This window comes from Microbacterium commune, from assembly GCF_014836945.1.
GTDB lineage: Bacteria > Actinomycetota > Actinomycetes > Actinomycetales > Microbacteriaceae > Microbacterium > Microbacterium commune.
The window spans coordinates 1-20,615 of record NZ_JACSPX010000001.1 but is presented as its reverse complement, the minus strand read 5'-3'; the positions used below and the strand labels follow the sequence as shown (position 1 = coordinate 20,615).

23 protein-coding genes are annotated in these 20,615 nt (G+C 68.1%); 15 read left to right on the top strand and 8 right to left on the bottom strand.

Translation table 11 applies throughout. The features are described 5' to 3' along the window. On the bottom strand, window positions 1-993 hold the full coding sequence (gene lipA, locus H9633_RS00115; RefSeq protein WP_191711685.1) for a lipoyl synthase: 993 nt from the start codon (window positions 991-993) through the stop codon (window positions 1-3). Then, on the bottom strand, window positions 990-1,640 hold the full coding sequence (lipB, locus tag H9633_RS00110; protein WP_191711684.1) for a lipoyl(octanoyl) transferase LipB: 651 nt from the start codon (window positions 1,638-1,640) through the stop codon (window positions 990-992). The genes lipA and lipB overlap by 4 nt, the downstream gene beginning before the upstream one ends. Window positions 1,641-1,743: 103 nt before the next feature. Here lipB and H9633_RS00105 point away from each other — a divergent pair, with 103 nt between their 5' ends. Further along, the gene (locus H9633_RS00105; RefSeq protein WP_071644707.1) at window positions 1,744-2,328 is read left to right on the top strand and encodes a TetR/AcrR family transcriptional regulator; all 585 of its coding nucleotides are present in this window, start codon (window positions 1,744-1,746) and stop codon (window positions 2,326-2,328) included. Window positions 2,329-2,367: 39 nt separating this feature from the next. Beyond that, window positions 2,368-3,921 carry a signal recognition particle protein gene (gene ffh / locus H9633_RS00100; RefSeq protein WP_191711683.1) on the top strand — a complete coding sequence of 518 codons (1,554 nt, stop codon included), beginning with the start codon at window positions 2,368-2,370 and terminating at the stop codon, window positions 3,919-3,921. Window positions 3,922-3,984: 63 nt separating this feature from the next. Here ffh and glpK read toward each other — a convergent pair whose 3' ends face one another. The 3 genes from glpK to H9633_RS00085 form a co-directional block, all read right to left on the bottom strand. Further along, on the bottom strand, window positions 3,985-5,499 hold the full coding sequence (gene glpK / locus H9633_RS00095) for a glycerol kinase GlpK (protein WP_191711682.1): 1,515 nt from the start codon (window positions 5,497-5,499) through the stop codon (window positions 3,985-3,987). Window positions 5,500-5,527: 28 nt separating this feature from the next. Beyond that, window positions 5,528-6,280: an MIP/aquaporin family protein gene (locus tag H9633_RS00090; protein ID WP_191711681.1), complete on the bottom strand. Its 753-nt coding sequence runs from the start codon at window positions 6,278-6,280 to the stop codon at window positions 5,528-5,530. Window positions 6,281-6,367: 87 nt separating this feature from the next. Beyond that, entirely contained in the window at window positions 6,368-8,086 is a 1,719-nt protein-coding gene (locus H9633_RS00085) for a glycerol-3-phosphate dehydrogenase/oxidase (protein WP_191711680.1), read from the bottom strand. A gap of 100 nt (window positions 8,087-8,186) precedes the next feature. Here H9633_RS00085 and H9633_RS00080 point away from each other — a divergent pair, with 100 nt between their 5' ends. Further along, window positions 8,187-9,155: a sugar-binding transcriptional regulator gene (locus H9633_RS00080; protein WP_071644712.1), complete on the top strand. Its 969-nt coding sequence runs from the start codon at window positions 8,187-8,189 to the stop codon at window positions 9,153-9,155. Between the two features lie 42 nt (window positions 9,156-9,197). Here H9633_RS00080 and H9633_RS00075 read toward each other — a convergent pair whose 3' ends face one another. After that, window positions 9,198-10,346, bottom strand: coding sequence for a glutamate--cysteine ligase (locus tag H9633_RS00075; protein ID WP_071644713.1), 1,149 nt, complete (start codon window positions 10,344-10,346; stop codon window positions 9,198-9,200). A 209-nt stretch (window positions 10,347-10,555) separates the two neighbouring features. On the opposite strand from H9633_RS00075, the gene rpsP reads away from it, so the two are divergent. The 4 genes from rpsP to trmD are packed head-to-tail and all read left to right on the top strand — an operon-like array spanning window position 10,556 to window position 12,495. Continuing rightward, complete coding sequence (gene rpsP / locus H9633_RS00070) at window positions 10,556-10,984, top strand: 30S ribosomal protein S16 (protein ID WP_071644714.1); 429 nt, start codon at window positions 10,556-10,558, stop codon at window positions 10,982-10,984. Window positions 10,985-10,990: 6 nt separating this feature from the next. After that, a complete protein-coding gene (locus tag H9633_RS00065) occupies window positions 10,991-11,221 on the top strand; it encodes an RNA-binding protein (RefSeq protein WP_071644715.1) in 231 nt (76 codons plus the stop codon). A 1-nt stretch (window position 11,222) separates the two neighbouring features. Further along, window positions 11,223-11,786: a ribosome maturation factor RimM gene (gene rimM, locus H9633_RS00060; RefSeq protein WP_071644716.1), complete on the top strand. Its 564-nt coding sequence runs from the start codon at window positions 11,223-11,225 to the stop codon at window positions 11,784-11,786. A gap of 16 nt (window positions 11,787-11,802) precedes the next feature. After that, window positions 11,803-12,495 (top strand): tRNA (guanosine(37)-N1)-methyltransferase TrmD, encoded by a 693-nt coding sequence (gene trmD, locus H9633_RS00055; protein WP_071644717.1) that lies wholly within the window; start codon window positions 11,803-11,805, stop codon window positions 12,493-12,495. Between the two features lie 12 nt (window positions 12,496-12,507). Here trmD and H9633_RS00050 read toward each other — a convergent pair whose 3' ends face one another. Both H9633_RS00050 and map read right to left on the bottom strand, forming a co-directional pair. After that, window positions 12,508-13,215 carry a DedA family protein gene (locus H9633_RS00050; RefSeq protein ID WP_225211012.1) on the bottom strand — a complete coding sequence of 236 codons (708 nt, stop codon included), beginning with the start codon at window positions 13,213-13,215 and terminating at the stop codon, window positions 12,508-12,510. Window positions 13,216-13,356: 141 nt separating this feature from the next. Next, a complete protein-coding gene (map, locus tag H9633_RS00045; protein ID WP_071644719.1) occupies window positions 13,357-14,139 on the bottom strand; it encodes a type I methionyl aminopeptidase in 783 nt (260 codons plus the stop codon). Window positions 14,140-14,241: 102 nt separating this feature from the next. Between map and H9633_RS00040 the strand changes: the two genes are divergently transcribed. The 8 genes from H9633_RS00040 to H9633_RS00005 all read left to right on the top strand — a co-directional run bounded on the left by H9633_RS00040 (window position 14,242) and on the right by H9633_RS00005 (window position 20,439). Further along, window positions 14,242-14,736: an MFS transporter permease gene (locus tag H9633_RS00040; RefSeq protein ID WP_191711678.1), complete on the top strand. Its 495-nt coding sequence runs from the start codon at window positions 14,242-14,244 to the stop codon at window positions 14,734-14,736. 175 nt (window positions 14,737-14,911) lie between these two features. Beyond that, the gene (rplS, locus tag H9633_RS00035) at window positions 14,912-15,259 is read left to right on the top strand and encodes a 50S ribosomal protein L19 (RefSeq protein ID WP_071644740.1); all 348 of its coding nucleotides are present in this window, start codon (window positions 14,912-14,914) and stop codon (window positions 15,257-15,259) included. 117 nt (window positions 15,260-15,376) lie between these two features. Continuing rightward, window positions 15,377-16,108 carry a signal peptidase I gene (gene lepB / locus H9633_RS00030; protein WP_191711677.1) on the top strand — a complete coding sequence of 244 codons (732 nt, stop codon included), beginning with the start codon at window positions 15,377-15,379 and terminating at the stop codon, window positions 16,106-16,108. Beyond that, window positions 16,105-16,764 carry a ribonuclease HII gene (locus H9633_RS00025; RefSeq protein WP_071644722.1) on the top strand — a complete coding sequence of 220 codons (660 nt, stop codon included), beginning with the start codon at window positions 16,105-16,107 and terminating at the stop codon, window positions 16,762-16,764. The genes lepB and H9633_RS00025 overlap by 4 nt, the downstream gene beginning before the upstream one ends. 43 nt (window positions 16,765-16,807) lie before the next feature. Further along, entirely contained in the window at window positions 16,808-17,134 is a 327-nt protein-coding gene (locus tag H9633_RS00020; protein WP_071644723.1) for a DUF2469 family protein, read from the top strand. Between the two features lie 92 nt (window positions 17,135-17,226). After that, window positions 17,227-17,589, top strand: a complete 363-nt coding sequence (locus H9633_RS00015; protein WP_191711676.1) for a YraN family protein — start codon at window positions 17,227-17,229, stop codon at window positions 17,587-17,589. Then, a complete protein-coding gene (locus tag H9633_RS00010; RefSeq protein ID WP_191711675.1) occupies window positions 17,586-19,040 on the top strand; it encodes a YifB family Mg chelatase-like AAA ATPase in 1,455 nt (484 codons plus the stop codon). The genes H9633_RS00015 and H9633_RS00010 overlap by 4 nt, the downstream gene beginning before the upstream one ends. 10 nt (window positions 19,041-19,050) lie before the next feature. Beyond that, window positions 19,051-20,439 carry a recombinase family protein gene (locus tag H9633_RS00005; protein WP_191711674.1) on the top strand — a complete coding sequence of 463 codons (1,389 nt, stop codon included), beginning with the start codon at window positions 19,051-19,053 and terminating at the stop codon, window positions 20,437-20,439. The last annotated feature ends 176 nt before the right edge of the window (window positions 20,440-20,615 follow it).

The window sequence follows — 20,615 nt, the reverse complement described above, 5'->3', positions numbered from 1 at the left end:
TCAGACCGCCTGCGCGAATCCGAGGTCGGCGCCCTCGGCGATGTGCGCGAGATGCGGCGGGATCTCCCGGCCCTTCGAGATCATCGACTGGGCCCACAGGCGTCCGGCGCGGTATGACGAGCGCACCAGGGGACCTGCCAGAACGCCGAGGAACCCGATGCGCTCGGCCTCGGCCTTGAACTCGACGAACTCGTCCGGCTTCACCCAGCGGGCGACCGGCAGGTGGCGGGGTGTCGGGCGGAGGTACTGCGTGATGGTGATGATGTCGCATCCCGCATCGCGGAGGTCCTGCAGCGCCTGCACGACCTCCTCCGGCTCCTCGCCCATGCCGAGGATGAGATTCGACTTCGTGATCAGACCCGCGTCGTGCCCCTGCGTGATCACGCTCAGCGAGCGCTCGTACGTGAAGGCGGGCCGGATGCGCTTGAAGATGCGCGGAACCGTCTCGACGTTGTGCGCGAACACCTCCGGCCGGGCGTCGAAGATCTGCCCGAGGAAGGCGGGGTCGGCGTTGTGCTCGTTCGCGAGCAGCTCGACTCCCGTGTTCGGGTTCATGGCGTGGATCTGCCGCACGGTCTCGGCGTTCAGCCATGCGCCCGTGTCGGGCAGGTCGTCGCGCGCGACGCTGGTGACCGTGGCGTAGCGCAGACCCATCCGCTGCACGCTCTCGGCGACCCGTCGCGGTTCGTCGGTGTCATAGGCATCCGGCTTGCCGGTGTCGATCTGGCAGAAGTCGCACCGGCGCGTGCACTGCGACCCGCCGATGAGGAAGGTCGCCTCGCGGTCCTCCCAGCACTCGAAGATGTTCGGGCAGCCCGCCTCCTGGCAGACCGTGTGCAGGTCCTCGGTCTTGACCAGCGCCTGCAGGGCGGTGTACTCCGGGCCCATCCTCGCCTTGGTCTTGATCCATTCGGGCTTGCGCTCGATCGGGGTCTCGGCGTTTCGCACTTCGAGACGCAGCAGCCTGCGCCCGTCGGGGTGGGCGGCGCTCATGCGGCGACTCCTTCGCTCTCGGTCGCGTACTCGGCGACGAAGGCATCCGCGACGCTCTGCACGATGTCGGACGGCGCTATCCGTCTGCCGGTGACCTCGCTCACGGTCGTCACCCCGGCGTCGGTGATGCCGCACGGGATGATGCCGCGGAAGCCGGCCAGCGTGTTGTCGCAGTTGATGGCGAAGCCGTGCATGGTCACGCCCTGCTGCACCCGCACGCCGATCGCGGCGACCTTGTCCTCACCGAGCGGGCGGCGCACCCAGACGCCGCTGCGTCCGTCGACCTGGTAGCCGTCGACGCCGAGCGGTTTCAGGATGCCGATGACCACCCGCTCGAGCCGGCGCACGTGCTCGACGACATCGATGGGCTCGTGAAGGCGGACGATCGGGTATCCGACGAGCTGACCGGGGCCGTGCCAGGTGATCTTGCCGCCGCGGTCGACATCCACCACCGGAGTGCCGTCGTGGGGGCGCTCGTGATCCTCGGTGCGCTTGCCTGCGGTGTAGACGGCCTCGTGCTCGAGCAGCAGCAGCGTGTCGGGCCTCGTGCCGGCGACGACCTCGGCGTGGACGCTGCGCTGCAGATCCCATCCCTCGAGGTAGGGCACGTAGTCGGGTGCGAGACCGGGTGTCTGGATGTCGAGCATCGACGTTTCTCCCATTGTTGGATGCCGTCCAAGAAACGGTACGGCATTCACCATACGCCCTTCGCGCCGTCGGCGGACACGACCCGCGGCTACGCTGATCGCTATGAGTACGACTTCGCGAGCAGGGCGCCCCCGAGCGTCGTCTCGCGAGACCCTCGCGGAGGCCGCGTGCGAGCTGTTCCTCGAGCAGGGGTACGAGGCGACGTCCATCGTCGACATCACCCGTCGCGCCGGTGTGAGCCGATCGAGCTTCTTCAACTACTTCTCGTCGAAGAGCGATGTGATCTGGTCGGGCTTCGACGCCAGGATCGACGCGGCACTGATCGCATTGGCACGTCTGGGAACGGATGCCGACGGCCCGGTCGTTCGAGACGCGCTGCGTCCGATGCTGCACGAGCTGGCACCGGACCCGCTGGCGCTGGCGCTGCGCCACGCGAGTGCGATGGGCGTCGAAGCCGAGCTGATCCGCGACACCGGGCTTCGACACGCCCGGCTCGCGTCCGCGATCGCCGCCGCAGCGCGCAGCGCCGGAATCGAGGTGATCCGAGCCGACATCCTGGGCTCCGCGTTCGCGACGGCGGTGCTCTCCTCCGTGCGGGTGTGGGCCGAGCAGGGTGCGGGTCAGGCATCGCTCGAGGCGCGGTTCGAGGATGCGATGCGCGTCGTTCACGACCTTCCCTGGCGCTGATCGGACGACACGCGCCGCTCGCGTAGAATCGGAGGCACCATGGCTACGTTTGGCACGCTCTCCGATCGGCTCACCGAGACCTTCCGCAACCTGCGCACGAAGGGAAAGCTGACACCCGCCGATGTCGACGGCACGGTGCGCGAGATCCGGCGCGCCCTGCTCGACGCCGACGTCGCCCTCGTCGTCGTGAAGGACTTCACCGCGAAGGTGCGTGAGCGCGCCCTGGGTGACGAGGTGAACAAGGCGCTGAACCCCGCGCAGCAGGTCGTCCAGATCGTCAACGAGGAGCTCGTGGCGATCCTCGGCGGTGAGCAGCGCCGTCTGGAGTTCGCCAAGAACCCGCCGACGGTGATCATGCTCGCAGGCCTGCAGGGCTCGGGAAAGACCACGTTCGCCGGCAAGCTCGCCAAGCAGCTCGAGGGCGAGGGGCACACGCCGCTGCTCGTCGCCGCCGACCTGCAGCGTCCCAACGCCGTGAACCAGCTGCAGGTCGTCGCCGAGCGTGCAAGAGCGACGATCTTCGCGCCCGAACCGGGTAACGGCGTCGGCGACCCTGTTCGCGTCTCGAAGGACGGCGTCGACTACGCGCGCCGCCACCAGCACGACGTGGTCATCATCGACACCGCCGGACGCCTCGGCGTCGACGCCGAGCTGATGAAGCAGGCATCCGACATCCGCAAGGCGACCAGTCCGGACGAGGTGCTGTTCGTCATCGACGCCATGATCGGACAGGACGCGGTCAACACCGCGAAGGCGTTCCAGGACGGCGTCGACTTCACCGGCGTCGTGCTGTCGAAGCTCGACGGCGACGCGCGCGGTGGCGCCGCGCTGTCGGTGGCGTCGGTCACCGGCCGCCCGATCATCTTCGCCTCGACGGGGGAGAACCTCGAGGATCTCGAGCCCTTCCACCCCGACCGCATGGCGAGCCGCATCCTCGACCTCGGTGACATCCTGACCCTCATCGAGCAGGCCCAGCAGGCCTTCGATGAGGAAGAGGCCATGAAGATGGCCGAGAAGCTCGCCAACGAGGCCTTCACCCTCGAGGACTTCCTCGAGCAGCTTCAGCAGATGAAGAAGATGGGCTCGATGAAGAAGATGCTCGGCATGCTGCCGGGCATGGGGCAGATGAAGCAGCAGCTCGAGGACTTCGACGAGCGCGAGATCGACCGCACCGAGGCCATCATCCGCTCGATGACGCCCGGAGAGCGCCGCAACCCGAAGATCCTCAACGGCTCGCGCCGGCTGCGCATCGCCAAGGGCTCCGGCATGACCGTCACGGACGTGAATCAGCTCGTGCAGCGCTTCGAGCAGGCGGCCAAGATGATGAAGACCGTCGCCCGCGGCGGCACCCCCAACATCCCCGGCATGGGTCCCATGGGCAAGCCCGGCGCGTCGAGCAAGCGGGGCAAGAAGGGCGCGAAGGCCAAGAGCGGTGGCTCGCGCTCCGGCAACCCCGCCAAGCGCGCCGCGGAGAACGCGGGACGGGCGACCTCCAACGCCGCACCGACCGGAACCGGTTTCGGGCTCGGCGGGCAGAAGGCGCCCAGCGAGGCCGACCTCGCAGAGATCCAGAAGCTGTTCGGCAAGGGCTGATCGTCCGCGCAGACGGAAGCGGGCCCGGAGATCGCTCTCCGGGCCCGCTTCGTCATTCGCGGATCACCTCACGTCGGCGTCGACCCAGTCCATCGACTTCGAGACGGCCTTGCGCCAGAGGCGCAGCTGACGGTCGCGCTCCTCGGCATCCATGGTCGGCTCCCAGCGCTTGTCCTCCTGCCAGTTCGCGGACAGGTCATCCAGCCCGTTCCAGAAGCCCACGGCGAGCCCCGCCGCGTAGGCGGCACCGAGTGCGGTGGTCTCGGCGACCACGGGGCGCACGACCGGCACACCGAGCACATCGGCCTGGAACTGCATGAGCGCGTCGTTCGCGACCATGCCGCCGTCGACCTTGAGCTCGGAGAGATCGACTCCGGCATCCGCGTTCACCGCGTCGAGCACGTCGCGCGTCTGGAACGCGACCGCCTCGAGCGCCGCGCGGGCGATGTGGTTCTTGTTGGAGTACCGCGTCAGGCCCACGATCGCGCCGCGCGCGTCCGGACGCCAGTACGGGGCGAACAGTCCCGAGAACGCCGGCACGATGTACACGCCGCCGTTGTCATCCACCTGACGGGCGAGATCCTCCACCTCGGGCGCCGAGCCGATGATCCCGAGCTGGTCGCGCAGCCACTGGATCAGCGATCCGGTGACCGCGATCGACCCCTCCAGCGCATAGTGCGTGGGACCGTCGCCCAGCTTGTATCCGACCGTGGTGAGCAGACCGTTCTTGGAGTGCACGACCTCTTCACCCGTGTTGAAGATCAGGAAGCAGCCCGTGCCGTAGGTGTTCTTGCTCTCGCCCTTGTCGAACGCGGCCTGTCCGAACGTGGCGGCCTGCTGGTCGCCCAGGATGCCGGCGATCGGGGTCTCGCGCAGCAGCGAGGAGTCCTCTGCGGTGCCGTACACCTCCGACGACGAGCGGATCTCCGGCATCATCGAGCGCGGCACACCGAAGGCCTCGAGGATGTCGTCCCGCCACTCCAGGGTCTCCAGGTCCATGAACATGGTGCGCGACGCGTTGGTGACGTCCGTCGCGTGCACGCCTCCGTCGACGCCGCCGGTGAGGTTCCAGAGAACCCAGCAGTCGGTCGTGCCGAACATCAGGTCGCTGGCCTCCGCCTTCTCGCGTGCGCCCTCGACGTTCTCCAGGATCCAGGCGATCTTCGTTCCCGAGAAGTAGGTCGCCAATGGCAGACCGACGACCGGCTTGAACCGCTCCACACCACCGTCGGCCGCGAGTCGGTCGACGATCTCCTGCGTGCGGGTGTCCTGCCAGACGATCGCGTTGTAGATCGGCTTGCCGGTGTTCCTGTCCCACACCACCGCGGTCTCGCGCTGGTTGGTGATGCCGACGGCGGCGATGTCGTGGCGGGTCAGGTCGGCGCGGCTCAGCGCCAGGCCGATGACCTCCTGCACGTTGCGCCAGATCTCCAGCGCGTCGTGCTCGACCCAGCCGGCCCTGGGCAGGATCTGCTCGTGCTCCTTCTGACCGGTGGCGATGATGCTGCCCTTGCGGTCGAAGATGATCGCACGGCTCGACGTGGTGCCCTGATCGATAGCGATGATGTATTCAGCCATGGTGTCTCTCCTTTGAAATCGATACGGGTCAGGCGAGGCTCAGCAGAGCCGGTGCGAGGAGCGCAGCGATCGCCGCGCCGATGAACGGGCCGACGACCGGCACCCACGAGTACGACCAGTCGCTGGAGCCCTTGCCCTTGATCGGCAGGATCGCGTGGGCGATGCGGGGTCCGAGGTCACGGGCCGGGTTGATGGCGTATCCGGTGGGACCACCGAGCGAGGCGCCGATGCCGACCACGAGCAGTGCGACAGGCAGAGCGGTGAGCGGGCCGAGGCCGCCGGGGGTGCCCACCTGGATGTCGCCGTAGTCTGCGAAGGCGAAGATGACGAACATCAGCACGAACGTGCCGATGATCTCGGTGACGAGGTTCCAGCCGTACGAGCGGATCGCGGGCCCGGTCGAGAACACGCCGAGCTTGTTCGCGGGCTCGGGCTCGTCATCGAAGTGCTGCTTGTAGGCGAGCCACACGAGAACGGCGCCGACGATGGCACCCAGCAGCTCCGCCGCCGTCGCGACCAGGAACGCGACGAAGGTGATCTTGCCGGCGATCAGCAGGCCGAGACCGACGGCGGGGTTGATGATCGCGCCGGAGTACGCGGAGGCCAGCACACCGGCGAACACGGCGAGCCCCCATCCCCAGTTGACCATGAGGAATCCGCCTGCGAAGCCCTTGGTCTTGGCGAGCGCGACGTTGGCGACCACGCCGCAGCCGAGCAGGAGCAGCATCGCTGTTCCGACGAACTCGGAGAGGAAGTACAACCCGAGATTGACATCAGTCATGTCTTCATTGACCTTTCGTGCTGCGCGCGCTCTCCCCGGCGCGGGCAATGGGTGAATTCATGTCGCGGGGAGGCGACGGTCGGTGCTTCAGCCGTTCTGATGCGACGGAAGAGCGGGAACGTCGAGGCCGTGTCGGTCGTTGAGCAGCGAGCGCGTGTCTTCGAGCTCGGCGATGCGACGTCCGTCATCCCAACCGAGGAGAGGCGCCATCGCATCGGTCAGTTCGACGAGCACCTCGCCGGTGACCTCACCGGTGAAGGCGAGACTGGTGCGGCGCAGGATGACATCCTGCAGTCGGACCGCGTGCTCGCGTTCGATCATCCACATCAGCTCTCGGGTCGAAAGGTCACCGTCGGCGAGCGGAGCGTCATCGCCCTCCTGGATGAACTGCCATACGTCAGCCGCGTGCGTGCCGTATCGGGTCAGCAGGCGCTCGGCCCGGTCGCCGGCGCCGGAAAGGTTCTGCTCGATCCAGCTGTGCCGGGCGCGCGCGGTGCGCGGGAAGCCCTGTCCGCCGCCGATCGCGCGGCCGACAGTCGACACTCGGCGGCCGCGACCGATCAGACCGAGCACGACGTCGGAGAGCGATTCGCCGAGGGCGCGGAACGTGGTCCACTTGCCGCCGACGAGGCTGACCAGGGGGACGTCTCCGTCGCGGTCGACCTCGACCCGGTAGTCGCGCGAGACGAACCCGGGCGCAGTGTCCTCGTGGCGGGGGAGCGGACGGATGCCCGAGAACGTGAAGACGATCTGATCGCGCGATACCGGGATGGACGGGAACACGTGATGGATGAGGTCGAAGAAGTAGTCGATCTCCTCCTCCGTGCACACCGGCACCTCCCGAGGGTCGGCGTCGATGTCGGTCGTGCCGACGAGCACGCGGCCCTTGAGCGGATAGATGAGCACGATGCGTCCGTCGGAGTGCTCGAAGAAGATCTCCCGCCCGCCGGTCGCGTCGAGCAGCTCCGGGTGATCCAGCACGATGTGCGACCCCTTGGTGCCGCCCATGAAGCGGGTCTCCTCGCCGAGGGCGTCGTTGGTGAGGTCGGTCCACGGACCCGAGGCGTTGACGACCACGTCGGCCGACACCGTGAACTCGGTGCCGGTCTCGAGGTCGCGCAGCAGCACGCCCTCTGCGGTGCGGCCGACGGCCTCGACGTAGTTGAGCGCCACGGCGCCAGGGTGCGCGGCCCGTCCGTCCTGCAGCACGTCCAGCGCGAGACGCTCCGGGTCGTGCATCGAAGCGTCGTAGTACGTGGCGGTGTACTTGATCTTCGGGTCGAGCGCGGGCAGCTCCGACAACGAGCGCTTGCGTCCGAGGAAACGGTGGCGGGGGACGACCCCGCCATCGCGAGAGAACGTGTCGTAGATGGTGAGCCCGACCTTGATCAGGAAGGCGCCGCGCTCCTGCGGCTTTCCGCTGCGGTGCGTGAGGAAGCGCAGCGGTGCGGAGAGGATGCCAGAGAATGTCGAGTAGATCGGGATGGTCGTCTGCAGGGGCTTGACGTAGTGCGGCGCGATCTTGAGCAGGCCGTTGCGCTCCTGGACGGATTCCCGCACGAGGCGGAACTCGCCGTTCTCGAGATAGCGGATGCCGCCGTGGATCATGTGGCTCGAAGCTGCCGAGGCCCCGGAGGCGAAGTCGCCGCGTTCGACGAGAAGCACGTCCACGCCCTGGAGGGCGAGATCGCGGAACGTGGAGATACCGTTGATCCCCGCACCGATGATGAGAACCGTGGTGCGTCCCGACTCGCGGACGGCTTCGACCTGCTGGCGTTCACGTGATGAGTGCGTCGACTCGATCATCTTCGACCTCCCTCTTCTCTGGATGTTCTCAGCATCGACCCGAAGAGCGACACGTGCAACCCGGATGCACATATGTGCAAGAATCGGCGCGGAGGACGACATGACAACGGACGCCGCACGCGACCGGAAGCTGATCGCGGCGCTGACCGCGGCTCAGCTGTATTACATGCAGGACCAGACGATGGAGGTCATCGCTCGCGAGCTCGGCACCTCCCGATCATCGGTGTCCCGTCTGCTCAGCTTCGCCCGGGAGGTGGGCCTGGTCGACATCCGTATCCATTCGCCGCTGGAGCGGCTGGGGATGCTCGAGCAGCGACTCAACGAGCGGCACGGGATCACCGCTCACATCGCCCCGATCCCGGAGCGGGTCAGCGAGGTCGAGCGACTGGAGCGCGTCGCGCTCACCGCCGGGCGCCTGCTGTCGCAGTTCATCGACTCGAACATGGTCGCGGGGGTCGCCTGGGGCTCCACGATCAGCGCCGTCAGTCGGGCGCTGATCCCCAAGGAGACCCACGGGACGACCTTCGTGCAGCTCAACGGCGCAGGCAACACGCAGACGAGCGGTCTGGAGTACTCCAGCGACATCCTGCAGCGCTTCGGTCACGCCTTCGGCGCCCAGGTCGAGCAGTTCCCCGTCCCCGCGTTCTTCGACAGTCCCGACACCCGAGAGGCGATGTGGCGCGAGCGCAGCACCCGGCGGGTGCTCGCCTTCCAGGCCAAGATGGACATCGCCGTGTTCGGTCTGGGCTCGCCTGAGGCCGATGTGCCCAGTCGGGTCTACGTCGGCGGCTATCTCGGCCGCGACGACTACGGCAGCCTGAAGGAGGACGCGGTCATCGGCGATGTCGCGACGGTGTTCTTCCGCGCAGACGGGACCTGGCGCGATGTGCGCCTCAATGCACGTTCTACCGGGCCCGGACTCGACCGGCTGAGGCGTGTGCCGCGCCGCGTGTGCGTCGTCTCGGGCGCGGCGAAGCTCGGCTCGCTCAAGGCCGCGATCGGAGCGGGACTCATCACGGACGTCGTCCTCGATGACGCGCTGGCTCGCAGGCTGCTCGACAGCGACTGATCCATCAGGACCACCGCTCCGATGGGCGGAGCGCGCGGCGCCTCAGGCGAGGACCGAGCGGTCGGGCCCCGCCCGGAACTCCCGGATGAGATGCTGAACGACCTGGCGCAGGTCGCCGCCCGCCGCGTCGGCCGCCGCGAGCTGGCGCGAATAGCTCGCCCCCTGCTCGACGATCGTGCGCACACCCTGCAGCTCCTGCGTGCAGCGCAGATCGGCGGCGATCGGCATCAGATCCTCGACGACGGCGGTGATGTGCTCGCGCACCGGCACCTGCGATCCGGCGCGATCGACGATCACCCTGGCATCCAGGCCGTATCGAGCCGCCCGCCACTTGTTCTCCCGATGGAACCAGGGCTGAAGCGTCGGCAGAGGCCTGCCCTCATCGAGTTCGCGGGAGAAGAACTCCACGAGCGTCTGGGTGAGTGCGGCGACGGAGGCCAGTTCGCTCAACGTCGACATGCCGTCGCACGCGCGGACCTCGATCGTGCCCCACTTCGGTGCGGGCCGGACATCCCACCGGATCTCGGACGGATCCTCCATCACCCCCGTGCGGGTCATGTCGTCGACGAAGGTCTCGAACTCCTGCCAGCTCGATATCGACCAGGGGAGCCCGGCGGTGGGCAGCTGCTGGAACACGAGCGCCCGGTTCGACGCGTAGCCCGTCCGCTCGCCGGCCCAGTACGGGCTCGAGGCGGAGAGCGCCTGAAGGTGGGGGAGGAATCCCGCCAGCGCGCCCATGATCGGCACGACCTTCGCCCGGTCGTCGACACCGACATGCACATGGATGCCCCAGATCATCATGTTCCGACCCCACCACTGGGTGCGCTCGATGAGCTTGCGATAGCGGTTCTTGTCAGTCACGCGCTGATCGAACCACTGGGCGAAGGGATGGCTGCCGGCCGACAGCAGCTCTATCCCGGCAGGATCGGTCGATCGGCGCACCGCCGCGATGGCGGCGGCGACATCGTCGACCGCGTCGGCTACCGTGGCGCCGACGCCGCTGGTCACCTCGATGGTGTTCGTGAGCAGCTCGCCGGTGACGGTGTGGCGTTCCGGGGCGCTCTGCCGTTCGAGAAGGGTGAGCAGCTCGGGTGCGCGGCCGACGAGATCTCCGGTGGTGGGGTCTGCGAGCATGACCTCCCACTCCAGCCCCACTGTCGAACGAGCGGAGGAGGCGAATTCGATCGGCACGCGCACAGTCTGACACGCACGGCCGACTCGCTGCGCGCACCGTGTCGTGTCGTTTCGCGGACGGCGGCCGGATCTGGCAGAATAGAGGGTCGGACGGCTGCTCGACCCTCTATCCAGCATTCGTCACCCCGTACAGAGCTTCCGCCGGATGTGCACCCCACTCTCCAGGCGACCGGTTCATCTTTCTTTCCACACCATTCAGGAGAATCGTGGCTGTCAAGATCCGTCTCAAGCGCATGGGCAAGATCCGTGCACCGCACTACCGCATCGTCGTCGCCGACTCGCGCACCAAGCGCGACGGTCGCGTGATCGAGGAGATCGGCAAGTACCACCCCACCGAGCACCCCTCGTTCATCGAGGTCGACTCGGAGCGCGCGCAGTACTGGCTGTCCGTCGGCGCTCAGCCGACCGAGCAGGTCGCGGCGCTGCTGAAGCTCACCGGCGACTGGGGCAAGTTCAAGGGCGACAAGGACGCGAAGTCCACGGTTCAGGTCGCCGAGCCGAAGGCGCCGTTCGAGATCGACTCCGCCAAGAAGTCGGTCATCAAGCCCAAGGCCGAGAAGAAGGCCGAGGAGGCCCCGGCCGACGCTCCCGCCGACGCGGAGGCCGCTGAGGCTCCCGCCGCCGACGCAGAGTAATCCGCTGTGCTCGCCGCCGCGCTCGAACACGTCGTCAAGGGGATCGTCGATCACCCCGACGATGTCCGCATCACCGCATCCGCGTCGCCCCGTGGCGACCTCCTCGAGGTGCACGTGCACCCGGATGACCGTGGTCGCGTGATCGGGCGCGGCGGCCGCACCGCCAAGGCGCTGCGCACCCTCATCTCCGCCCTCGCCGACGGACGTCGCGTCCGCGTCGACGTCGCGGACGACTGACGTGGCCGCCGAGAAGAATCAGCTCCGCGTCGGCCGGCTGCTCAAGGCGCACGGCCTCAAGGGCGCGTTGAAGCTCGAGCTGTACACCGACAATCCGGAGCGCCGCTTCGTCCCGGGCGCCGAGTTCACGCTGCAGGTGCCTGAGGCATCCAGCTGGCACGGCAAGACCGTCACGATCCGCGAGTACCGGGTGATGAACGGCAACTCCGTCGTGTTCCTCGACGGCGTCGACGACCGCGATGCGGCGGAGTCGCTCGTCCGCGCCATCCTCTGGATGGATGAGGACGACGAGGTCGAGGACGACGCGTGGTACGCGCACCAGCTCGTCGGTCTCGACGTGCTGCGCGACGACGTCGTCGTCGGTCGCGTCGCGAGGGTCGAGCATCTGCCGGCGCAGGATCTCCTGATCGTGAAGACCGAGTCGGGCGAGGTGATGGTGCCGTTCGTCGAAGCCATCGTTCCCACCGTCGACGTCGCCGCCGGCCGTGTCACCGTCACGCCGCCCGCCGGGCTCTTCGAGGAGCTTCCGGCAGCGGATTCGGGTGACGACGCGCCATCTGAGTGAGCGACGGCCTCCGCGGATGAGAATCGACGTCGTATCGATCTTCCCGTCGTATTTCGACGGTCTCGCTCTCTCGCTTCTCGGCAAGGCGCGTGACTCCGGCATCCTGGATCTGCGCATCCACGATCTGCGCGATTCGACGTCCGACAGGCACCGCACCGTCGACGACACCCCGTACGGCGGTGGCGCCGGCATGGTGATGAAGCCTGAGCCCTGGGGGCTCGCACTCGATCAGCTCGCGGCGACGGAGGCGTCCGACCGGCCGACCATCATCTTCCCGTCCCCCGCCGGCGAGGTCTTCACGCAGGCGACTGCGCGCGATCTCGCCACCCGCGAGCATCTGATCTTCGGCTGCGGGCGCTACGAGGGGATCGACGAGCGCGTCTTCGAGTACGCCGCCGAGCTCGGCGAGGTGCGCCTGATCAGCCTCGGCGACTACGTGCTGAACGGGGGAGAGGTCGCCGTGATGGCGATGGTGGAGGCGATCGGGCGACTCATCCCCGGCGTCGTCGGCAACCCGGAGAGCCTGGTCGAGGAGTCGCACGAGGACGGACTGCTGGAGTATCCCTCCTACACGAAGCCGTCGGTGTGGCGAGACCGCGAGGTGCCGCCGATCCTGCTCAGCGGCAACCACGGTGCGATCGCGGCCTGGCGCCGTGAGCAGCAGATCGAGCGCACCCGCGCGCGTCGTCCGGACCTGCTCTCCGACTGAGCTCGCGGCCGGTCAGCGCCCGGAGCGCACCGGCAGCTCGCCGGTGCGCGTGTCGCTCGGCTCCGGCGATGCGCCGTGCCGCTTCTCCGCCCGCAGGGAGCGGATGCGGACGACCGCGAACACGACGGCCGTCACCACGACGACCACGATGACGACGTTCTGCACCACGTCCACGTACTGCTCGACGATGTGCCAGCCCGAGCCGAGGAACCAGCCGCAGAGGATGAACGCGGTGTTCCAGATCAGGCTGCCGAGCGTGGTCAGCGCGCCGAAGCGCCACAGCGGCATGCGTGCGACGCCGGCCGGGATCGAGATGAGGCTGCGGAAGATCGGCACGAACCGACCGAAGAAGACGGCCTTCCCGCCGTGACGGTGGAACCAGGCCACCGTGCGGTCGACGTCGGAGACGTCGATCAGCGGAAGACGATCCGCGATGCGTCGCAGTCGACTCAGGCCCAGCCACGCTCCCAGACCGTACAGGGCGAGCGCTCCCACGAGCGATCCCGCGGTCGTCCACGCCACGGCCTCCCACAGTCCGAAGGCGCCGTCGTGGGCGGCGATCCCCGCCATCGGGAGGATCGCCTCGCTCGGCAGCGGCGGAAACAGATTCTCGAGGGCGATCGCGACGCCGGCCCCGATCGGACCGATGATGTCCATCAGGCTGATCACCGCATCGATGAGTGAGCCCAGCCAGGAGGTGTCGGTCGTGGAGGTCGTCATCGTGCGGCGCATCCCTCGGGGTCGTCGGGTGGGGTCGCACGCGAGTCTAGGCAGGACGCATGCGAGAGTTCTGGGAAGGCTCGCGGCGTGCCCGCGGTCGCGCGGCGAGCCGAGCGGGCCGGCTGCGCCGATGTCGTGCGATCAGTCGACGCCGAGGAAGCTGCGGTCCGTCAGCACGATCGGGCCGTCCTTCGTGACGGCCACGGTGTGCTCGGAGTGCGAGCCGCGTGACCCGTCGGCGCTGCGCAGCGTCCAGCCGTCGTCGTCCGTGACGAGCTCGTCGGTCGTCGCGAGGAACCACGGCTCGAGCGCGAAGACGAGACCCTCTCGCAGCGGGAATCCGCGCCCGGCGCGGCCGTCGTTCGGCACGTGCGGGTCGCCGTGCATGATGCGGCCGACGCCGTGGCCGCCGAAGTCGGTGTTGATCGAGTAGCCCTCGCCGTGCGCGACCGAGGCGATGGATGCCGAGATGTCGCCGATCCGGTTGCCGACGACGGCGGCGGCGATGGCGGCGTCCAGAGCGCGCTCGGTGGTGTCGATGAGCCGCAGATCCTCGTCGCGGGGCGAGCCGACCACGAACGACACGGCCGAGTCGGCCACCCAGCCGTCGAGGGACACCGCGAAGTCGAGGGAGACGAGGTCGCCGTCGCGCAGGGTGTAGTCGTGCGGGAGTCCGTGCAGCACCGCGTCGTTCACCGAGGTGCAGATCACCTTCCCGAACGGACCGCGACCGAAAGAGGGCGCGTAGTCGATGTAGCAGGACTCGGCGCCGGCGCGGCGGATCAGATCGTGTGCTCTGGCATCGATGGCGAGCAGGTTCGTCCCCACCTTCGTCTCATCGCGCAGGGTCGCCAGGGTCTCGGCGACGAAGCGGCCGGCGGCGCGCATCTCGTCGATCTCGGCGGGGGTGCGCAGTTCGATCATGGAGGTTCCTCTCGTCAGCATCCATTCTCCCCGATGCGCACCCCGGCGATGCCCACAGCGAACACTCGCCCGCACAGGCGGGTGCGCACGTAGCATCGGAGTATGGACCTGCGACGGCTGTTCTTCCGCTGGCTGCTACCGGCATCGCTCGCCCTTCCCGCGTGGATGCTGGTCGGCTGGGCCATCTTCGGCCAGAGCGGCTGGGCGCTGCTCTGGGTGCTGCTGATGGCGATCCCCGGCGTTCTCGTCACTCAGCTCGTGCTCACGCTGCTGACACGTTCGCGCCCGTCCGTGCGCGCCGAGCGCGCGGTGTCGTGGCTGGACATCGCCGGCTTCGCGGTGTGGCACGTCCTGACCATCCTGGTCGGCTTCTTCATCGAGGGGGCGTTCCCGTGGCTGCTCGCGGCCGCCATCGTCGCCGCGGTCGCCCTGTTCTGGATGCAGATCTGGCAGCTCTGGAACGAGGCGCGCGACGCCGGCGCGCGGCTGCGCGAGACGCTGACGTGGTCGACAATCGCCCCGCAGCAGCGCAGCGACTCGACGCGCAGCGAGCCGAGCGTCGTCATCATCGAGGAGTCTCGTTCGCGAGAGTTCTGACCGGCGCCCTTCGAGTGGCGCGGGGGGCCGGTTCGTGGCAGAATAGCTGTTTGTGCCGTGATCCGGTTCTGCCTCAGGGGAACCCGCGGTCGCCTCGCGCGCCGCTCGGCACACACCCGTTCTCATCCCTTTGAATCATGCATCCGACCTGTGGCGAGTGCAGAGAGAGACGATCATGCAGATCCTCGACGCCGTCGACGCGGCTTCGCTCCGTTCCGACATTCCTGTCTTCCACCCCGGCGACACCGTCAAGGTGCACGTGAACATCACCGAGGGCACGCGCTCGCGTATCCAGGTGTTCCAGGGCGTCGTCATCGGCCGTCAGGGCGATGGCGTGCGCGAGACCTTCACGGTCCGCAAGATCAGCTTCCAGGTGGGCGTCGAGCGCACCTTCCCGGTGCACTCGCCGGTGATCGACCACATCGAGGTCGTCACCCGCGGTGACGTCCGTCGCGCGAAGCTGTACTACCTGCGCAACCTGCGCGGCAAGAAGGCCAAGATCAAGGAGAAGCGCGACAACTGATCCGTCGCATCCTTGCGAAAGAACCCCGGGACACTCGTCCCGGGGTTCTTTCGTTCACTCGTGGGTGTGCGAACCTTGTACTGCCGCGTGCGCGGTGAGTCGATGAAGAGGAAACACATGACATCCGATGCCCCCGCGGCAGTCCAGCCACCGCAGCGGCGTCGGGGCGCACTGGTCTTCCTGCGCGATGTCCTGGTCATCATCGTCATCGCCGCGCTGGTGTCGTTCGTGGTCAAGACCTTCGTCGTGCGGTCGTTCTACATCCCGTCGGGATCGATGGAGCGCACCCTGCTCGTCAACGACCGCATCCTCGTCGACGAGCTCACTCCCCGCTTCACCGGGTACGACCGCGGTGATGTCGTCGTGTTCAAGGACCCAGGCGGATGGCTGCCCCCGGCTCCGCAGCGGCCGGCACGGCCACCGCTGGTCGAGGCCGTCGACTGGGCGCTCACCTTCGTGGGCATCTCGACCACCGATGCCCAGGATCACCTGGTCAAGCGGGTGATCGGCATGCCCGGTGACCACGTGGTCTGCTGCAACGCGCTCGGGCAGATCACGGTGAACGACACGCCGATCAACGAGCTGGGGTACCTCAACCTCCCCGAGGGCGATACCGCGGCCTCGGACATCGAGTTCGACGTGACCGTGCCCGAGGACCGCATCTGGGTGATGGGCGACAACCGCGACCGCTCACAGGACTCCCGCGCGCATCAGGAGCTGCCCGGCGGCGGTTTCGTGCCGCTGGAGAACGTCGTGGGCCGTGCCTTCCTGACCACCTGGCCCCTCGACAGATTCGGGTCCGTGGACACGCACGACGACGTGTTCCGCGCGGTGCCCGCACCCGAATGACCGTGGTGGCCCCGACGCTCACGCTCGAGCGTCGCCTGCTCAAGGACTTCGACCTCATCATCGCGCTGGACGAGGTCGGCAGGGGAGCGCTCGCGGGTCCCGTCGCCGTCGGGGCGGCGGTGATCGATGCCGCAGGCTCTCGTCGTCGGGTGCTCGAGGGGCTGCGGGACTCGAAGCTGATCGCCGAGAAGCGTCGACCCGAGATGGCCGAGCGGGCCAGCAGGTGGGTGCCGCTGTCGGCCGTGGGCTGGTCCAGCGCCGCGGAGATCGACCAGGTGGGGATCATGCGCGCTCTCGGCCTGGCCGCGTCGCGGGCGGTGCAGGCTGTCGTCGACGCCGGCGCGAGCCTGGAGCGGACGCTCGTGATCCTCGACGGCAACCACGATTACGTCTCCCGCGTGCATCCCGCGCCGCTCACCGTTCGCACCGTCGTCAAGGGCGACCGCGACTGCGCCTCCGTGTCGGCTGCGTCCGTCATCGCGAAGGTGGCGCGCGACACGCACATGGCCGCCCTGCATCCCGAGCATCCGGACTACCAGTGGGAGCGGAACAAGGGCTACGCGAGCCCGGAGCACCGCCAGGCGATCCGGGAGAAGGGCCTGTCGCCGCTGCACCGATCGTCGTGGGCCATCGCGGACGCGCCGACGCTGTTCTGAGGAATCCGCATAACGGGCCCTGTCCTCATAGGATGGAGACATCATGGATGAGGATGCCTTCGACGACTACGACCGCGAGCTCGAGCTCGCGCTGTTCCGCGAGTACCGCGACGTCGTCGGCCAGTTCCAGTACGTCGTCGAGACCGAGCGCAGGTTCTACCTCGCGAACGAGGTGAACGTCGTCCGTCGTGACACCGAGCACGACTTCTACTTCGAGATCTCGATGACCGATGTGTGGGTGTGGGACATCTACCGCGCCGATCGCTTCGTCAAGGCCGTCCGCGTGCTGACCTTCAAGGACGTGAACGTCGAAGAGCTGCAGCGGCGCGAATTCGAGCTGCCCGAAGAGCTGTCGCTCGACGGCAAGTGATGATCATCCCCAATTCGGGGATGTCGGCGGGTTCTCCACAATCACTGTGAAACCCGCCCGCCGAGGTCGGCGTCGCGACGCAGGCTGTCGTCATGGCAGCGAAAGACGACTTCGGGCGAGCGGGCGAACAGCGCGCTGCAGAGCATCTGAGCGCGTCCGGCTACGAGATCCTGGAGCGCAACTGGCGGTGCGCGCAGGGCGAGATAGACATCGTCGCGACGCGCGGCGACCTGCTCTGCATGATCGAGGTGAAGACGCGGCGATCCGAGCGCTTCGGGCACCCGTTCGAGGCGATCGACGAGCGCAAGCATCAGCGGCTCTGGCGCCTGGCGTTCGCGTGGGCTGAAGCCCACCCCGAGCTGTCCAGGGGCAGACGCATCAGGGTCGAGATCATCGGTCTCACCGGGACGGACGTCCGTGACGCACGACTCGAGCATCTCGAGGACCTGCGATGAGCACGGCGCGCACCTGGGCTGTCGCGCTGACCGGGGTGGACGGGCACATGGTCGAGGTCGAGGCGGATCTCAGCAACCAGACCCCGGGGTTCCAGATCATCGGCCTGCCCGACAAGGCGCTCGGTGAGGCCGCACAGCGCGTGCGCAACGCCTGCGTGAACGCGGGGCTCGACTTCCCGCGTCGGCGACTCACCGTGAATCTGTCACCCGCGAACCTGCCGAAAGCGGGCAGCGGCTTCGACCTGAGCGTCGCTGTGGCCACGCTGGCGACCGGGGGAGCGCTGCGTCGCGAATCCGTGCGCTCGACCGTGCACATCGGCGAGCTGGGCCTCGACGGCAGGCTGCGCCCGGTGCCTGGGGTGCTGCCCGCCGTCTACGCCGCGGCGCGCGCGGGATTCACACGCGTGATCGTGCCGCACGCCAACGCCACCGAGGCTCGTCTCGTGCCCGGCGTCGAGGTGCGCGCCGCGGTGTCGCTCGCGGAGGTCGCGGTGGCGCACGGCGCCGATCTCGAGGTGGATGACACGGAGCCCGTCGTGCTCCCGGCCCGCGTGGACGCGGCAGATGACACCGTGGATCTCGCGGATGTGATCGGCCAGGACGAAGCGGTGGACGCGCTGATCACCGCCGCGGCCGGTGGACATCACATGATGCTCAGCGGTCCTCCCGGTGCCGGTAAGACCATGCTGGCTCGGCGCCTACCCGGCATCCTTCCGCCGCTGACCGAGACCGAGGCGCTCGAGGTGGCGGCGATCCGGTCGCTGACGGGGGATGCCGTCACCCGCCTCGACGCCCTGCCCCCGTTCGAGGCCCCGCACCACACGGCGTCGGCCGCCGCGCTGGTCGGTGGCGGCTCTCGCGCCCCGCGGCCGGGAGCGATCGTGCGCGCGCATCGCGGCGTGCTGTTCCTCGATGAGACTCCGGAATTCCAGCGAGCCGCCCTGGACGCCCTGCGCCAGCCGCTCGAGTCGGGGCGCATCGAGATCGTCCGTGCCGGATTCGCCGCCAGCTTTCCCGCGCAGTTTCAGCTGGTGCTCGCCATGAACCCCTGCCCGTGCGGCAACTACGGGGTGCGAGGCGCGGAGTGCGCGTGTCCGCCGGCCGCCATCCGCCGCTACGCAGGGAGACTGTCGGGCCCGCTTCGCGATCGCGTCGACATCGACCTGCAGGTCGCGCGCGTGTCTGCATCACGGGCGACGTCCGGCGAGCGGTCGACCATGTCCACCTCCGAGGCGCGCGAGCGCGTCGCCCGCGCACGCGCTGCCGCAGCGGAGCGATGGCGTGCCAGCCCCTGGCGCGTCAACGGCGAGGTGCCGGGGGAGCGGCTGCGACAGGGTGCGCTGCGCCTCCCGCCGGCGGTGCGCGCACCGCTGGACCGCGCACTCGAGCGAGGTGCGGTCACGCTGCGGGCGTATGACCGGGTGCTGCGGATCCCGAGCATTGTGTTATAGCGTTACTCGCATGAAGAGCGGCATCTACCTACGACAGTCACTCGACGCCCAAGAGGGTATTGAGCGGCAGCGGGCGCGTTGCCTGGCGCTGATCGAGGCTCGGGGCTGGACCCTTGGCGCGGAATACACCGACAATGACACCTCCGCGACCAAGAATCGAGGCGCGCACACCGGGTGGAGCCGGATGCTGCAGGACGCTCGTGCCGGCCGCATCGATGTCGTCGTCGCCGTCAACCTTGATCGCCTTCTGCGCACGCAGACCGACCTGAGCGCCCTCATCGAAACCGGCGCGAAGGTCACCACGCTCGAGGGTGAACTCGACCTCACGTCCGCATCCGGCGAGATGCAGGCATCCGTCCTCACCGCAATGGCGCGGTTCGAGGTGCGCCGGAAGTCCGAACGACAGATTCGTGCGAATGAGGCTCGCGCGCAGCAGGGCAAATGGGTCGGAGGCCGTCGCCCATTCGGCTACGAGGCAGACGGTGTGACGATCCGTGAACCCGAAGCGGAAGCGATCCGTGACGCATACAGGGACATCCTTACTGGCCTCACGCTGGCCGCTGTCGCACGCTCATGGAACGCACGCGGGTTTGTGACTGGGCAGGCGCGACAGGCCCGCAGCGGGCACGCTGGCGCTCCATCCCCGTGGCGCGCGGACTCGGTACGCGCTGTGCTGCTGAACCCCCGATACATGGGCCGGGTGCGCTACAAGGGCGAGGTCATGGCCGCTCAGGCTGAATGGCCCGCCATCGTCGATGAAGCGACGTTTGAAGCGGCGCGCGCGATGCTCGAGAACCCCGCCAGACGCACCCCGGGGAGAACACCGACCAGACTGCTGACCGGCCTTGCCGTCTGCGGCGTATGTGGGGCGACGGTACACGCGGGCGCGAATTCTCGCCCTGGCGTTCGCTCCTATCGATGCTCGGCAAGCATGGGTCACTTCGCCCGCATGGCCGAACCTGTCGAAGAGTATGTCGAGGCTGTTGCGGTCGCCCGCCTGTCCCGTCCCGATGCACGCGACCTCCTGACCGTCAGCAGCAACGTCGACACAGCCGCATTGCGTCTCGAGGGTGTCGGATTGCGTGAACGGCTCGATGCTCTCGCAGTTGACTTCGCAGATGGCGACCTGACCTCCTCGCAGCTGCGCATCGCGACTGACCGGATCAGGAAGCGCATGGCTGAGGTTGAGTCCGAGTTGGCCGACGCTGGCCGCGTGGACGTGTTGGGCGATCTGGTCGCCGCGGACGATGTGCAGGCGGCGTGGGACGCGATCAGCACCGACCGTAGGCGTGCCGTCATCGGAGCGCTGATGCAAGTGACGCTCTACCCGCCCGGACGCGGGACGAGAACCTTCCGGCCGGAATCAGTCGGGATTGAGTGGCTGTCAGAGGCCCAATAGAGACTTACCGGCAACTGTCGGTAAGAAAGATGCCCCCGACGTGTTGGAGCACGACGAGGGCGAGGAACACGACACCTAGGAGATGAAATGTCCACTGACCAGACTACCGAGATGACCGCCGAAGAGTGGATCGCAACCCGGCCGGAAGTGACCGCGTTCGCGCCCTCGTGGGTGAA